Source organism: Paenibacillus rhizophilus (assembly GCF_003854965.1).
Lineage (GTDB): Bacteria > Bacillota > Bacilli > Paenibacillales > Paenibacillaceae > Paenibacillus_AQ > Paenibacillus_AQ rhizophilus.
Genome location: NZ_RQPI01000021.1, coordinates 16428 through 32549, shown reverse-complemented (window position 1 = coordinate 32549; position 16122 = coordinate 16428). Strand labels below are relative to the sequence as shown.

Annotated in this window: 13 protein-coding genes; 11 read left to right on the top strand and 2 right to left on the bottom strand. The window is 53.2% G+C overall.

From position 1 onward, the window contains the following. The first annotated feature begins 95 nt into the window (after positions 1–95). The 3 genes from EH198_RS22430 to EH198_RS22420 all read left to right on the top strand — a co-directional run bounded on the left by EH198_RS22430 (position 96) and on the right by EH198_RS22420 (position 6319). Positions 96–1487: an ABC transporter substrate-binding protein gene (locus tag EH198_RS22430; protein WP_379309646.1), complete on the top strand. Its 1392-nt coding sequence runs from the start codon at positions 96–98 to the stop codon at positions 1485–1487. 211 nt (positions 1488–1698) lie between these two features. Beyond that, positions 1699–5232: a response regulator gene (locus EH198_RS22425; RefSeq protein ID WP_185703023.1), complete on the top strand. Its 3534-nt coding sequence runs from the start codon at positions 1699–1701 to the stop codon at positions 5230–5232. Then, positions 5225–6319, top strand: coding sequence for a response regulator (locus tag EH198_RS22420; protein ID WP_124697749.1), 1095 nt, complete (start codon positions 5225–5227; stop codon positions 6317–6319). Before EH198_RS22425 ends, EH198_RS22420 begins: the two co-directional genes overlap by 8 nt. Here EH198_RS22420 and EH198_RS22415 read toward each other — a convergent pair. Next, positions 6313–6492 carry a hypothetical protein gene (locus EH198_RS22415; RefSeq protein WP_124697748.1) on the bottom strand — a complete coding sequence of 60 codons (180 nt, stop codon included), beginning with the start codon at positions 6490–6492 and terminating at the stop codon, positions 6313–6315. The two genes, EH198_RS22420 and EH198_RS22415, sit on opposite strands and share 7 nt — an antisense overlap. Positions 6493–6597: 105 nt before the next feature. Here EH198_RS22415 and EH198_RS25240 point away from each other — a divergent pair, with 105 nt between their 5' ends. The 7 genes from EH198_RS25240 to EH198_RS22380 all read left to right on the top strand — a co-directional run bounded on the left by EH198_RS25240 (position 6598) and on the right by EH198_RS22380 (position 14489). Then, complete coding sequence (locus EH198_RS25240; RefSeq protein ID WP_246014503.1) at positions 6598–7194, top strand: GNAT family N-acetyltransferase; 597 nt, start codon at positions 6598–6600, stop codon at positions 7192–7194. A gap of 150 nt (positions 7195–7344) precedes the next feature. Next, positions 7345–8091 (top strand): NADPH-dependent oxidoreductase, encoded by a 747-nt coding sequence (locus EH198_RS22405; RefSeq protein WP_246014504.1) that lies wholly within the window; start codon positions 7345–7347, stop codon positions 8089–8091. A 31-nt stretch (positions 8092–8122) separates the two neighbouring features. Further along, positions 8123–9025, top strand: a complete 903-nt coding sequence (locus EH198_RS22400; RefSeq protein ID WP_124697746.1) for a LysR family transcriptional regulator — start codon at positions 8123–8125, stop codon at positions 9023–9025. Positions 9026–9427: 402 nt separating this feature from the next. Beyond that, positions 9428–10444 (top strand): glycosyltransferase family 2 protein, encoded by a 1017-nt coding sequence (locus EH198_RS22395; protein WP_124697745.1) that lies wholly within the window; start codon positions 9428–9430, stop codon positions 10442–10444. Positions 10445–10502: 58 nt separating this feature from the next. Then, entirely contained in the window at positions 10503–11774 is a 1272-nt protein-coding gene (locus EH198_RS22390) for a glycosyltransferase (RefSeq protein WP_185703022.1), read from the top strand. A gap of 29 nt (positions 11775–11803) precedes the next feature. Continuing rightward, positions 11804–12859: a glycosyltransferase family 2 protein gene (locus EH198_RS22385; protein WP_185703021.1), complete on the top strand. Its 1056-nt coding sequence runs from the start codon at positions 11804–11806 to the stop codon at positions 12857–12859. An 88-nt stretch (positions 12860–12947) separates the two neighbouring features. After that, a complete protein-coding gene (locus EH198_RS22380; protein WP_124697742.1) occupies positions 12948–14489 on the top strand; it encodes a lipopolysaccharide biosynthesis protein in 1542 nt (513 codons plus the stop codon). 130 nt (positions 14490–14619) lie between these two features. Here the strand turns inward: EH198_RS22380 and EH198_RS22375 are convergent, their stop codons facing one another. Continuing rightward, positions 14620–15333 carry an RNA polymerase sigma factor gene (locus EH198_RS22375; RefSeq protein WP_185703020.1) on the bottom strand — a complete coding sequence of 238 codons (714 nt, stop codon included), beginning with the start codon at positions 15331–15333 and terminating at the stop codon, positions 14620–14622. A 192-nt stretch (positions 15334–15525) separates the two neighbouring features. Between EH198_RS22375 and clpP the strand changes: the two genes are divergently transcribed. Continuing rightward, positions 15526–16107 (top strand): ATP-dependent Clp endopeptidase proteolytic subunit ClpP, encoded by a 582-nt coding sequence (gene clpP / locus EH198_RS22370; protein ID WP_124697740.1) that lies wholly within the window; start codon positions 15526–15528, stop codon positions 16105–16107. The last annotated feature ends 15 nt before the right edge of the window (positions 16108–16122 follow it).

The window sequence follows — 16122 nt, the reverse complement described above, 5'->3', positions numbered from 1 at the left end:
GAAATCAACTGCTTCTTGCAGATGATAGATAGAACCAAAAGATGGATAATCGAAAAGGAGAGGTTCGTATCATGAAGAGGTTTATCTTGGGAAGGCTGCGCTTCAGACGCGGCATGATTCTGGTGCTCGCTATGTTTATGGTGGTTTTGTTGGCAGGCTGCGGAGGGAATTCGGGCGCGAGCTCGAATACGGAAGCAAACAAAACATCGTCTAACAACGCAGAAACCAGTGATAAGGCGGTCAGCGCCGCAGCCGCACCGGTGAAAATTACGTGGTGGCATTCCATGTCGGGCGCTGGAGAGAAGGCCATCAACAAGATTGCAACCGATTTTAACGCAAGCCATCCGGAGATTCAGGTTGAAGCGATCTATCAGGGCAAGTATGACGAGAGCCTCAACAAGCTGAAAGCTTCACTCGGTTCTGACAGCGGCCCGGATCTGATGCAGGTATATGAGATCGGCAGCAAATTCATGATCGACTCCAAGATGATTACTCCTGTGCAGAAGTTTATCGACGAGGATAAATTTGACTTGTCCTCCCTGGAACCGAACATCACCCGCTATTATACGATCGGCGGCCAACTGAACGCGATGCCGTTCAATACGTCCAATCCGATTCTTTATTACAACAAAGACGCGTTTAAAGCGGCGGGACTCGATCCCGAGAATCCACCCAAGACTTTCGAAGAATTTGAAGCAGCCGCCAAAGCGCTGAGCAAGAACGGCAAGCCGGGAGCGGCGATCGCGATCTACGGCTGGTTCATGGAGCAGCTGTTCGCCAATCAGAATGCCGAGTATGTCAACGGCGGCAATGGACGGGATACGGCTGCGACGGAATCTCTGCTTGCTTCGGATGCCGGGGTGAAGACGCTGGAATGGTGGAAAAAGATGGTGGATGAAAAAGCTGTCGCCAACCTTGGACGGGATACGGATGACACGGACAGCGCATTTGCCGCCGGACAAGTGGCGATGACTCTCAACTCGACAGCCGCCCTGCGGAAGATGGTGGACGCGGTTGGCGGCAAGTTTCAGGTAGGAACCGGCTTCCTGCCGAGACCGGCCGATGCCAAAGAAGGAGGCGTGGTCGTCGGCGGAGCCAGCCTTTATATCATGAACAACAAGCCGGAAGAGCAGCAGAAAGCCGCATGGGAATTCATCAAATATGTGGCTTCACCTGAAGTGCAGGCTGAGTGGAGCGTTAGCACCGGCTACTTCCCGATCACGAAGGCCGCATACGATCAGAAGGTTTTGAAAGACAACATGGTCAAATACCCGCAGTTCCAGACAGCCATCGATCAGCTTCATGCTTCCAGCGCTTCAAATGCCACTTCAGGTGCGGTAATGGGTGTCTTCCCGGAAGCGCGCCAGATCGTTGAAGGCGCCATCGAAGAGGCGCTGAACGGACAGAAGCAGCCGAAAAAGGCGCTGCAGGACGCAGCGGCGCAGATAACCGACAAGCTCAAGCAGTACAATGAAACGGTAAAATAATATCATTTAGGGTTCTGGAGACAAGGCCGTCAGGCTGCCTGAAAAGGGCGCTTGGCGGCCATTTGAATTTCTTGTGGCAATCTGCATCAATATTATTTTTGTAAGCGCTTCGATTGAGTGCGCGATCTAATTTTTTTGTTGAATAATGTCGAAGAAAAGATAAAGGGAGTTTTCAAAAAAACAGGAAGACCCTGAGAGGGGGATGCCGTTCTTGGCTTCCATACATAGCATCGTTTATTTAGCGATTTTCATCATGGCTTATTTTATTGTTCGTCTGTACGTGAAGCAGTTCAAAGCCGCCAAACAGCTGCTGGAAACAGAGAAGCGGTACAACGAACAATTGCGCCTCTATCTGAATGTCATCGAACAATCGCCGCTTTCCATCGTTATAACTGACGCCCACAGCCGGATTCAGTACGTTAATCCTTATTTTACGGAGTTAACCGGGTACAGCATAGCAGAACTGGTCGGTAAAACGCCGGGAATTCTGAAGTCGGAAGAAACGGCGCCGGAGACGTACTGGGAGATGTGGAGAACAATCAGTCAAGGCGACAATTGGCAGGGGGAATTCATCAACAAGAAAAAGAGCGGAGAGAGGTACATGGAATCCGCCATTATATCATCCATCAAGGACAATAACCAAAACATTACCCATTATGTCGGCATTAAAGAGAATGTGTCCGAGTACAACCGTATAAAAAGGGAGCTTTCCGACCAGTTCTACTTTACCTCCCAGCTCATCGATACTTTGCCTCACCCGTTATTTTATCTGGATGCCCTGGGCTATTTCCTTGGCTGCAATGCGGCTTACGAGCGGGCGTTTAACGTGAACCGCCAGGAACTGACCGGGATGCATGCGAGGGATTTGTCGTATATGCCCCGCGACAACTACCGTGTCCTGGACGACATGCGGAAAGAAGTGAGCCGAAATGGCCGGCCATCCCAAAGGCAGCTTAGAAGGCCCTTTGCCGACGGAAATGATCACGACATTCTGTATTCTCTGTCGGCCTATCACCTGTCCGATGGCTCCGAGGGAGGGTACTTAGGCATAATGACGGATATTACCGACCTGAAGTCCAAGGAAAAGGAGCTGCTGGAAAGCAGAAATTTCCTGGATGTGATCATCAATCATATTCCCGTCATGCTTTACGTCAAGGACGCCGCAACGTTGAACTTCTATAAAGCAAATCAGGCCTGCGCCGATTTCCTCGGCCTGTCCCCGGAAGAAATACCGGGAATGTGCGATTACGATCTGTTCCCGCAAGAGGTGGCAAGGAAGCTGAACACGACGGACCGGAAAGTTTTGGAGAGCGGGCAGGCCGTGAACGAGATCGAAATTTTGCCGAACGACAGCGAGCAGGGAACGCTCCGGTATGTCCATGCCTCGAAGCTGCCGATTCTGGACGCCGACGGCAATCCGCTCTTTCTCCTTGGCGTTTCCGAGGATATTACCGAGATCAAGAAGAAGGAAGAAGAGCTTAAACAAGCTTTGCGCATCGCGGAAGAGGCTACAGCCGCCAAGTCGCAATTTCTGGCCAACATGAGCCATGAAATCAGAACGCCGATGAACGCCATTATCGGACTGGCCCATCTGGCGCTTAAAACCGAACTCAGCCCGAAGCAGAGAGATTATCTGTCCAAAATCCACAATGCAGGGACCTCGCTGCTTGGCATTGTCAACGAGATTCTGGATTTCTCCAAAGTCGAATCCGGCAAGCTGGAGCTTGAGGACACCGGATTTGAACTCCAGGAAGTGATCACGGATGCGGTCGCCTTATCGAGCCAGTCCGCTTACGATAAAGGCCTGGAGCTGATGTATTACATACCGGCCGATGTTCCGCAGAATCTGATCGGCGATCCTCTCCGCCTTCAGCAGATCCTGACCAATCTGGTAAGCAACGCGGTAAAATTCACCGAGAAGGGCGAAGTCGTCGTCCGGGTCGAGCAAGTCCGCCGCGTGGACAACAGGATCAAGCTAAAAATCAGCGTGCGGGATACGGGCATCGGCCTCAGCAAAGAAGCGGAAGCCAGACTCTTTCAGGCGTTTACCCAGGCGGACAACTCCACCACACGCAAATTCGGAGGAACGGGGCTGGGGCTTGCCATCAGCCGGAGACTCGTCGAAATAATGGGTGGTACTCTGTGGGTGGAGAGCAAGGAGGGAGAGGGAAGCATCTTTGCCTTTACGGCTTGGTTCGGCGTCTCCTTGGAGACCGCCTCCTCAGCCAGAGCGGTACCCATAGAGCTGCGGTCTCTCAGGATGCTTGTCGTTGACGACAATCAGGCCGCCAGAGAGCTATTGGTCGAATATTTGCAGGATTTCGAATGCAGGGCTACCGCCTTGTCATCGGGTGAAGAAGCGCTTCTCGCTCTTGAACAAGCGGACGCGAATGAGCCTTACGATGTCGTATTTCTGGACTGGGAGATAGAGGGCGAACTCGGAACCGAACTCGCCAGGAGGATTAAAAACAACTTGTCTTTAAGGCATGTTCCCGCGGTTATACTCGTTACGGCTTTCGGGAAAGACGATTTTCTGAAGCAGGCCGATGCCGAGAATATGGACGATTATTTGGTCAAGCCGGTCAATCAGTCGCTGCTCTACGATATGATTATCAATCTATTCGCTCCCCATAACGGGGGAATATCCGTTGTCCCAAGCTTAAAGGAGAAGGATTATAAGCTGGCGGGAATCCGTGTCCTGTTGGCCGAAGACAATGAAATCAACCAGCAAATCGCCGTTGAGCTGCTGAAAAGCCAGGGAATCGGGACGGAGATCGCCCCAAATGGAGCGGAGGCCGTCAGCATGGTCAGGGAAATGCCGGCGGGGCATTTTCAACTGGTGCTGATGGATATGCAAATGCCGGAAATGGACGGCTTTGCAGCCGCGCGAGCTATCCGGGAGATGGACTCGCGGCTGCCGATTATCGCCATGACGGCCCGGACGATGCCGGAGGAGAGGGAGAAATGCCTGGCGGCCGGCATGAACGATCATGTGTCGAAGCCGATCGACCCCGATATCCTGTTTGCGATCTTGGACAAATGGATTCCGGACGACCAGAAAAACAGGCCACTGCCGGATAAAATCCGCGATGAGATGCATGAGATAGGTTTCGAGGCGCCGTACCTCCCCCTGCTTAACTCAATCGATACGGGCAACGGCCTTAGGCGCACTGGAAACAATGTAAATTTATACTTCAGTCTGCTGCAAAAATATGCGGACAACCACGGGAATACCGTGATGCAGATCAGGGAAGCCGCAATGCGGCGGGATTTCGATACGGCGCATCGGCTCGCGCATAACTTAAAAGGCGTATCCGGAAATATCGGCGCCTTGGGAGTGCAGGCCTTGGCCGACGAAGCCGGCATTATGCTGGCGGCGGGGCTGGCCGGGGAGGAGACCGGTTCTATACTGGACAAGCTTGAAGCTGCCGTCCTAAGCATTTCGGAAGAAATCCGGTCCGGATTGCAGGAAGCCCCCCTTCTCGAAACGGAGGAGTATGTCCCGCACAGCCAGCCTGTGGAGCAGGTCGTAAGCAGATTGCTCGTTCTGCTGAAGGACAGCGACAGCGAGGCGGTCGATTATTTTATATCGGTGAAGGATCAGTTGAAGGCATGGATGGAGCCGGAGGAATGGCGCTTAACGGCACGCTCGATCGGAATATTTGATTATGAAGACGCGATAGGGCGGATTGAAAGGGCGGTACGTAATAGCAATCTGTATATAGGGGTTGATAAAAATGCTTGACCTAAGACCCGTTGTTTTAGTGGTGGACGACACGCCTGACAACATTGCGTTACTAAGCGGCCTCCTGAAAGAGCGGTACAAAGTGAAAGTCGCCACGAACGGCGAGAAGGCGCTCGCGGTAGCCAAAGCCGCGCCGCCCGATTTGATTCTGCTCGACATCATGATGCCGGTGATGGACGGTTACGAAACATGCCGGCGGCTGAAAACGGACAGGGAGCTTGAGGATATTCCGGTCATTTTCCTGACCGCCAAAGAAGAGGTGGAGGACGAGAATAAAGGGTTCGAATTGGGAGCGGTTGACTATATTACGAAGCCGATCAGCTCGCCGATTTTGCTGTCCCGGGTTAAGACCCATTTGACGCTCAAGCAGTCGAAGGATTTCCTCAAGGACAAGAATTATTTTCTTGAAATGGAGATTTCCAGACGGATCAAAGAAATATCCCTGATTCAGGAAGTCAGCATCATGTCCATGGCCGCTCTTGCCGAGATCCGGGATATTGATACAGGAAACCATATTCAACGGACGAAGCTGTATATCGAAGAGCTGGCCAACCAGCTCAGCCGGACCCCTAAATACAGCGAATATTTATGCCAAGAGAGCGTCGATCTGATTGCCGCCTCGGCTCCGCTTCATGATATCGGGAAGGTCGGAATCCCGGATCATATTCTGCTGAAGCCGGGCCCGCTGACCCGGGAAGAGTTCGAGATTATGAAAACTCATACGACGCTGGGTAAAGAGGCGATTCTGCGGGCGGAGCAGCTGATGAACAAGACCGAGACTTTTTTCCGCTATGCCAAGGAAATTGTGTATTCCCATCACGAAAAATGGGACGGCACAGGCTATCCCGAAGGACTTTCGGGGGAAAACATCCCGCTCTCGGCAAGGCTGATGGCCGTGGCCGACGTGTATGACGCGCTCACAAGCGAGAGGGTGTACAAGGGAGCCATGTCCCATGAACAGGCAGTGGCAATTATCACGGAGGATGCGGGCAGACATTTCGATCCGGATATCGTTCAAGTATTTCTTAAATGCCAGTTTAAATTCAGGGAGATATCCGGCATGTACCAAGCCGAGGGAGTTCACTGAAACAGATTCAAGTAAAAACCTTGTCCGTTCATTTCAATCCGCAATGCGAGCTCCGCATGTTCTCTCGGGCTGATCTCCTCGTCCAATCGGTCTGAGAGCGTCACAAGCTTCCGGTCTTCCGCATGGCCGAGTTCAAGGGCGCATACGACTGCGATGTAATCTCTAAGTCTCACCAAAGAGCCTCAATAATGATGTTGGCGCTGCTGCCGGAACGCCGGGTTGCCCGATTTTATGGGTAAATGATTAAGCGATGCGGCTAGATTAAGGAGGCGAAGGATATGAGTAATCCTGTGAAGGAAATGATGAACAGCGTGAACGGTCTGAAGCAGTCGCTGGACGGAGTCAAGCAATCGGTGAACGGCATGAAGGAAACGCTGGATTCGGCGAAACGGAATATTCAGGAGACGGTTGGGCAGGCAAAGGGCAAAGCCGCGGGGATCAAGGAAGGAATGAACCGCATGAAGGAGTCGGTCCAGGAAACAAAGGCGGTGGTCCTTGAGGCCAAGCAGGCTGTTATGGAAGGCGCTCCGGCAGCCGGTACGCTAGCTTCCGCGCAGGTCGCGGCCGGGACAGCGGCGGAGGATATAGCGCCGGAGAAACTTGTGCCCGTACAGGAAGGGGACGGCTTCGTTCTGCGTGAGAACGGCACCCTGATCGGTGAGGTGACGTTTCTGCCGCTTCAAGGCATTAATACTTGGTTGATTAACTATACCTATGTCGCACCTCTCTACCGGGGTAAAGGAATTGCCAAGCTGTTGCTGGACCGGGTCGTGAGCGAGGCCAGACGGCAGAATAAGCAGATTGTTCCCGCCTGTTCTTATGCATTCGTCCAGTTCCGTGACCATTCCGAATATGCCGACGTGTGGCGCCGCTAAAAACCTCACCGTATCTCTATCCGGACGTTCCGTCCATTCCGATTTAAAATGACGCCCTGAGCGCATGAGCGCCTCGGGCGTTTTTTGTGCCGATTTCCGTTATAATAGGGCTTAGCCAGAAAATTTAAGGAGGACATTCTTTTGAACGAAGTGCTTGGAACATTAAGAAATCACCGCTCTTACCGGCAGTATTCGCAGCGGGTTGTGGAAACGGAAGCTTTGCAGACGATAATCGAAGCCGCGCAGGCCGCTCCCTCATGGATCAACGGCCAGCATGTGACGGTCATTTCCGTCCGGGACGAGGAGCGGAAACGAAAGCTGTCAGAGTTCAGCGGGAACCAGAGGCATGTGGCCGAGGCGCCGGTGTTTCTGGTGTTCTGCATGGATTTTTACCGCGCCAAGCTGGCCGGCGAGATCGAGAATGTTTCATTTGACGCGGAACGCGATGTGGATGCTCTGCTTACCGGGGCGACGGATGTGGGAATTGCGCTGGAGGCCGCGATTGTCGCGGCGGAATCTCTGGGCCTTGGCATCATTCCGATCGGCGGCGTCCGGCGGAATACGCGCGGCGTCATCGACCTGCTGAACCTGCCGAAATACGTATTCCCCGTAGTCGGTCTATGCGTCGGGTATCCCGAAGCGCAGGTGTCCAAGCAGCCGCGGCTCCCGCTGCGCGCGGTATGGCATGAGGAGAGCTATAATCCTGATCTGGCAGGATATCTGCAGGAGATCAACGAAAGCAACCGCCAGACGTTGAAAGCCCAGGGCTTGGAGGAAAAAGACTGGACTGCCCGGGTCGCCGCGTTCTTCGCCGCCAATCCGGAATACGGGGACGCAAAGCGCACGCTCCGGGAACAGGGCTTTACCTGCAGCAACCTGGACCCGGATTCGAAGTAAGCCTTAAGCCTGTGAGAAAGGAAAAGTCCCATTGACTCTACAACAATTGAAATATGTCATCGAGGTGGCGGGCCGCGGTTCGATGAACGAAGCCGCCAAGCGGCTCTTCATCTCCCAGCCCAGCCTGTCCAATGCGATTCGGGATCTGGAAGAAGAAATAGGGATTACGATCTTTGAACGCACCAATAAAGGCATTTCGCTTTCGAAGGAAGGCGCGGAATTTTTGAGCTATGCCAGGCAGGTGGTGGAGCAGGCCGAACTGCTCGAGAACCGGTATCTCGGCGCCAAACCGTCGCCTCAGCATTTCTCCGTGTCCACTCAGCATTACGCTTTTGCGGTCAACGCCTTTGTGAACCTGGTGCGCCAGCACGGCCAGGACGAATATGAAGTGGCTCTTCGCGAGACGAAGACCTACGAAATCATTCAGGATGTCAAAAGCCTGCGCAGCGAGATCGGCATTCTGTATCTGAACGAGTTCAACTCCAAGGTTATGGGCAGGCTGCTGAAGGACGCGGGGCTGATATTCAACAGCCTGTTCATCGCGAAGCCGCATATTTTTATCAGCATTCACAACCCGCTGGCCAAGCAGTCCATCGTGACCATCGACCAGCTTCAGGAATACCCGTACTTGTCCTTTGAGCAGGGGGAATATAACTCCTTTCACTTCTCGGAAGAAATTCTGAGCACCCTGTCCCATCCCAAAAGCATCCGGGTCAACGACAGGGCGACGCTATTCAACCTGCTGATCGGCCTGAACGGTTACACGATCTCCACCGGCGTGCTCAGCGCAGACCTTAACGGCAACGAGATCATTCCCGTTCCGCTGGATTGTGACGAGAGTATTAATGTCGGCTGGATTTGCCATAAGGATGCCGCGCTTTCGAAACTGGGTCTCGCTTATGTCGAGGAGCTGAAGAAGGCCATTGCCGAGTAGCCGGACCGTTTGCGCGGAGAGTGAACTTATGGATTTTACAACTATATATGGATGAGAAAGGAGGGGTTTCGCCTGATGCGCGGAATACCTCCTTTTTTTGACATTTCTCCTTTTGATCCGGCTTGCAACGGACCTTTGCGGGAGCGGCAATTCCTTTTGCGTACATTTCCCCCTCTTCAAAGTTACCCCCTTATACTACGTTAGAGCCATTTTTGCCGTGTTTTCTGAAAGTCCATTGACCTTTTTCCTGGCGATAAATATATTGAGGTTAAGACTATGTCGGACTTACGGATTCCAGTCAATTTCAAAGTGTGCCTTGAACGAAATTAACGAGTCTGCAGTCCTCCGAACGTGAGTGTTTAAGTTTAACTTTATTTTCCATGAAAAGGGGTGCCTGCTTCGATGAAACCGGAAATCAGCATCATTGTGCCTGTGTATAACGTGGAGAACTATATCCACAAATGCGTGGATTCGATTCTGGCACAGAGCTTCGAGAACTTTGAACTGATTCTTGTCGATGACGGCTCTCCCGACAATTGTCCTGCCATTTGCGACCAGTATGCGGCCAAGGACCCGAGGGTCAGGGCCATTCACAAACCGAACGGCGGATTGTCCGACGCCAGAAACTGGGGGCTGAATGTCGCCGAGGGCAAGTACGTCGGCTTTGTCGATTCGGACGACTGGATTGCCGATGATATGTACGAGCTGCTCTACCACTCTCTGATCGAAAATGAAGCGGATATCGCCGTATGCTGCCACTACGAGGTGGTTGAAGGCGAGCTGTTCCAAATTAACAACTACGACGGTTATCCCCGAGTGCTGAGCAATGTGGAAGGACTAAGCGAGCTGCTGATGGACGTCCGGATCAAGAATCTGGCCTGGGACAAGCTTTACAAAAGAGAGCTGTTCCGCAATGTAAACTATCCCGTCGGCGTGTATTACGAGGATACTCCGACAACCTATAAACTGTTCTTGCAGGCCTCCAAGGTCTCTCTGGTCAACATACCCAAATACTATTACTTCAAGCGAAAAGAGAGCATCACCGGAAGCAAAAATCTGAAAAAGCTCCAGGACAAGTTCTACGGAGCCTATGAGAAATACGATAAGGTGAGAAGCCAGTACCGGGACCAAATCGACAAGGCTACCTGGGGCTGGGCCGCTAACGTCGTAATTAATGAAGCGATGGAGCTGTATAATTATCTGCTCAGGCAAAAAGGCGGAACCGGTCAAAGCGAGGATGTCGAAAAGGTCAAAAGGTTCCTGCGCGAGAATCTGTCCGTAATTATGACGGCTAAGCCGATCGGACCGAAACTGAAAATGGCCGCCCTTATCCTGTCGACTAGCGAGGCATTCTACAGCCTGCTGTACAGCACCCTGATCTTTCCGTTCCGCAAAGAGAAGAATCAGAGCCTGATGTAGGTTGCCCGGCAGAGAGCCGCGTTCGGGTCAAATTCTTATCTACGGGGAGGAACGTATGATGCATATCGGCATTTTCATGCACACCAATTACTTCGAGGATTTCTTCGTGAAGGGCCTCGGCATCAACGAACGGGAGTATGTCGAGTCCTACCACAATGACTTTTCGTTTGATTATGCCCGTCTGCTCCGTGAGCACGGGATCGAAACCACCATCTACAATTTCACAAAAACCGGCGGCGAAGCCCGGACCTATCATCATAAAGTGGTCGATTGTACGGTCAAGTTCATACCGATCGGCACGCTGTACCGGATGTATGACCGGATTCCGTTCTCGAGCCGGACCCCTGTCTTTAAATACATCTCCCAGTACACCTCCACGATTCAGCCCGATCTTGCGCAGATTTTGCGGGATGACGGCATCGATGTTCTCTACGCGCAGGAATACGCATCCGGACGGTTCGAACGGCTGGCGGGCGTTGCCAAATCTTTGGGCATACCGATCGTTGCCGCCTATCACGGCGGCAGCATACCGAAGTTCCTGATGCCGCTCAAGAAACGGACCTTGAGCCAGGCCGCGTATCTGACGACGCTTAATGAAGATGAACATCGGAGCATGCTGTCGTCTTTGCCCAATATGAAAGACCGCATCCGCATCATTCCGAATTTCGTTAACCGCTCCATCTTCCACCGGGAAGACCGGGAAGAAGCGCGCCGCGCTTTGGGCCTGGACTCCGGCTCGCGTTATATCATAACGGTTGGAAGACTGGATGAGCACCAAAAAGCGCACTCTCTGCTCGTTCAGGCGATCGAGTCGCTCAATGACTTTCCGGAGCTGAAGGTACTGATCGCCGGAAGCGGACCGGATGAGCAGGAGCTGCGGAAACGGATCTCGGATGCCGGTCTTGAGGATAAAATCATCCTGCTTGGCTCGGTCCGGGACAAAAATCAATTGAGGCATTATTATAACGCCTGCGAGCTGTTTGTGCTTCCCTCGCGCTACGAAGGACTTCCGCTGGTCCTTCTGGAAGCGGGCGCCTGCGGATTGCCCGCCGCGGCCTTCAACGTCATGGGGGTCAGAGGCCTTATCCGGGACGGGGAGAATGGACTTCTCGCAGAAAATCTCGACCCGCTCCGGCTGGCCGACGCGCTTCGGAAGCTGCTGTCGAACCCGGAGCTTCGCTCGGAAATGGGAGACCGGGCGATGGAAATTGTCCGCACCCAATATTCCGAGGAGATCATCGGCGCCAAGCTGAAGGCGCTGTTTAACGACAGTATAGGCGGCGGCGACGCCGTAAAATTCAAGCCGGCCGTTCTGACCGGAAATAAATGAGGAAACAGCCGTCAAAAGGAGGAGAGCTTGTGAAGCTAAGCGTGATCATTCCGGCGTACAATGTCGAGGCGTATATCGGTTATACGCTCGAATCGCTCGCAAGACAGAGCAGTACAGATTTTGAGACGATTGTCGTTGACGACGGCTCCACCGACGGGACGGGGCAGGCGGTCCGGAACTTTATCGACAGTGGAAGGCTGGCGAACTGCCGGCTGATCACCAAGGAGAACGGCGGAGTCAGCGCCGCCAGGAACCGGGGCTCAGAGGAAGCGGCCGGCGACTATATTCTGTTTCTGGACGGCGACGATCATGTGGACCCCGGTCTGGTTGAAGCCTTTGCCCAGGCGGCGGATAAGGGAACTCCCGATATTGTATGCTGGAAATGGACGCTGGTCGACGAGAAGGGGAAGCAGCTCTACGACTTTTATCGGGACACCCCCCGTCTCCCGGCGCAAATGTCGGGCGCGGATGCGCTGCGGCATGTGCTCGTCGATCAGGATATGCGGATCTGGACGGCCAGTGTCGCCTACCGAAGACAGCTTCTGGAGGAGGAAGGGATTCTTTACACACCCGGCTGCGTGAACGGCGAGGACCAGGAATATACGTTTAAAGCTTTGGCGCGGGCGGCCGACGTTGTTTTTATCGACAGGGTGCTGTCTTTCTATCTCCACCGGACTACCTCCATCTCCGGCGTGTACAATGTCAAGAAATTTGACTTTGCCGATGCCTTCAAGCGTGCCGGCGCGTTTATGGACGGACGTCCGGAGCTTAAGGAGGTTAAGGATACGCTGATGTACCGCCATATGATCGAGAACTATTTTTACAATTTAAAGACTTGCCTGGGAAGCTCCGATAAGGTCTCAATCCGGACGCTGATGCGGGATATCGACAGGCATTATCCCCGTTTAAATGAAGAAATGCGTGATTTAATCAAGCGCTGGACCAAAGAGAACGGCAATGCGAAAGCGCATGTGCGCGCTTTTCTGATCGCGCCGGAGCTGTACCGGATGCTGCTCGGATGCCAGCAGGCTGCCATCAAGCTCAAGTCCCGCATCCGCTCCACACTCCGTCATGCGACGGCGTAACAGGAAACGGCGGGCAGCTGTCCAATAAGCGGGGTTAATCGAAGCAGCTTAACGAAGCAGTTAAACCATCATATAAAGGAGGAACGGTATGATTGCCAAACGCAGCTTTCTTAATATCTCCATCGGGTTGCTCAGCCAGTTGGTTACCATTGCGCTCAGCTTCTTTATTCCCCGGCTGATTATGCTGAATTACGGTTCGGAAGCCAATGGGCTAGTCGCCTCCATCACACAGATCATCGCCTATTTATCCCTGCTGGAAGCTGGCGTCGGCGCCGCGTCGATTCAGGCCCTCTATCGGCCGATCGGTCAGAATGACCGTTCCAAGATCAATGATATTTTGGCTGCTACCTCGATTTATTACAAAAAAACGGGACTTTATTATTTTGCAGCGGTCGTCCTGATTGCGGTTGTTTATCCATTTGTGATTGAATCCGGATTCAACGCGGTGACGGTCATGGCGGTTGTGGCGCTCAGCGGACTGGGCGGCGCGGTCAATTATTATTTTCAGGGGAAGTTTAGAGTGCTGCTGCTTGCCGAGGGGAAGAGCTACATCGATTCTTCGGTCGGCACCATTGCCAATGTCGCGAACAGTCTGGTCCGCATTGTGCTGCTGCTTCAAGGCTTTAATATTATCGCAGTGCAAGCGGTTTATTTCATCGTCATCCTGCTGCAGATCGTGTTCTACCGGATCTATATCCGTAAATATTACAGCTGGATCGATCTGAACCGGAAACCCGATTATGGGGCGATCAGCCAAAAGAATTCCGCGCTTATCCACGAACTGTCCTATCTGATATTCAGAAATACGGATATTTTGGTGCTGACCGTCTTTACCAATCTGAAAATCGTCAGTATCTACGTTCTGTACAATATGGTGTTCAACTTTGTAGACAATCTCGTGCATATGGTCACAGGCAGTTTCAAATTCGCGCTTGGCCAAAGCTATTTCGACAACCGGGAGAAGTTCATGAAAATGTACAATTTGTACGAGACGTACTATACCGGTTTTATCTTTGCGGTGATCAGTGTGGTTACGATTATGATTCTGCCGTTCATGCATCTGTACACGGCCGGGATCAGAGACAACAACTACATCGATTATCTGCTGCCTCTGCTGTTCGCAACGGCCAAGCTGCTGATGAATGCCAGGGCTCCGGTGGACAATGTGATCGAAATCGCCGGCCATTTCCGCAGCACCCAGGGAAGATCGATTCTGGAATCCGTCATCAATCTCGTCTGTTCCATCGGATTTGTCCTGCTGTTCGGAATCTATGGGGTATTGATGGGCACGATTGCGGCGCTGCTCTACCGCTCGACGGATATGATTATTTATGCCAACCGAAGGCTTATGGACCGCAGTCCGTGGCTCACCTTTAAAAAGTGGGGGGCCAATATCGCGCTGTTCGTCTTCATCCATCTGGTCGTGGAGAGTGTCAGTCTCCCTGTCCATTCCTACTTATCGTTTGTAATGTGGGGAATCATGCTGTCGGCGCTGATCTTCCCGATTTATTTTACAGTCAATTCCCTGTTTGAAAAAGACGGGTTTGCGCTTCTGCCCGGACTTGCCAGAAAAATAACGTCACGTTTTGGAATAGGGAAGAAGGCGGCTGCACAGGGTGGTTCACAGTAAAGAACAGGACGCGGTTAGGGACCAACTTATTTATGAATATGAAACGGAGCGACAAAAGAAAGCGCCATAGCCGAAGCCGGCATGGCGCTTCTTGATGTTCAGCTTTAAGCAGGCAGCTCTCAGCTTGGAATTACGCTGCCATGGACATGACGGTATCGCAGCCGCTTCGGCCTGTGTTGTACGGCCGTGCATCCTGCATCCAGCCGACGGCATCGGCCGCTTCTTCGTTCTCCTGCCGCGCGAGTGCGATCAGCCCGGCAATGTCGGCGTGCTCGTAGGCGGCGGACATCCGCTTCAGCAGTTCGCGGAAGCCGGGCTCCTCCGGCAGCGGAGGACCGTCCGGGGCCAGCTCCTCGCGCAGCGCGGGCAAGGCCCGGCGCGCCCGGTGCAGCGCCGCTTTGACGGCTCCCTCCGTGGTGCCCAGCAGCTCCGCCGCTTCAACGGCCGAATACTCCAGCACGTCCCGCAAGAGAAACACCGTCCGCTGAAGCGGGGACAGATGCTTCATCATCGCCTGAAGGGCCATTTCCGCCGCGAAATCTCCGCTGCCCTGAGCAACCTTCGCCGGTTCGTTCATCAGCGGCAGCTTTCGGCTTAGCACGGATTTTCTCCGCGCCGCATCGAGCCATGTATTTTTGGCGACGCGCAGCAGGAAGGCTTCCGGATTGCCGTGCCCGGCCCGCAGGGGGGTAAGCGCCTTTAGCCAGGTATCCTGCGCCAAATCCTCGGCATCCCAGCTTGAGCGGGTAAGCGACAGACAGTATCTTTTCAGTGCCGCCTGCAAAAGAAGAATTCCGCTCTCATCCAGCAGCTTCCCTTCATCCGCGCGTTTCGGGGTGATCATGCGCATTCCTCCTCCGCATAAGAGATGTCTCTAATCCATTCTTTCTTCCCAGTGTAAACGAATAACGAAGCGGAAACGATACGCGGCTGAAAACTTTTTTATCAGGTCTCTACCTCGGTATCTTTTTGGTGCCTTCAACCGTATACGGGTCAGGAAACGGACATAAAATTCAATCAGTGGAGGTAAGCGAAAATGAGCTATATTCCTTATGTGCTGGAACAGACGAGCCGGGGGGAGCGTTCCTACGATATTTACTCCAGGCTGCTGAAAGACCGGATTGTATTCCTAGGGGCGGCGATCGACGACCAATTGGCCAACAGCGTTATCGCCCAGCTGCTGTTCCTGGCGGCGGAGGACCCGGACAAGGATATTCATATGTATATTAACAGTCCGGGGGGCTCCACTTCCGCGGGGTTCGGCATTTATGATACGATGCAATTGATCAAGCCCCAGGTGAATACGATCTGCACGGGCTTCGCGGCTTCCTTCGCCGCCTTTCTGCTGCTGTCGGGGGCGACCGGCAAACGATGCTGTCTCCCGAACGGCGAGATTATGATCCATCAGCCGCACGGAGGGGCGCAGGGGCAGGCCAGTGACATTGCGATCAGCGCCAAACGCATCCTGCAGGTGAGGGAAAGGATCGTCCGTATCACCTCGGAGCGGACCGGTCAGCCGGTTGAGAAAGTCGAGAAGGATATGGACCGGGATTTCTTCATGTCCGCCGAGGAAGCTTTGGATTACGGCATTATCGACAAAGTGATTACCCATTTGTAGTAACTGGAAGGAGAG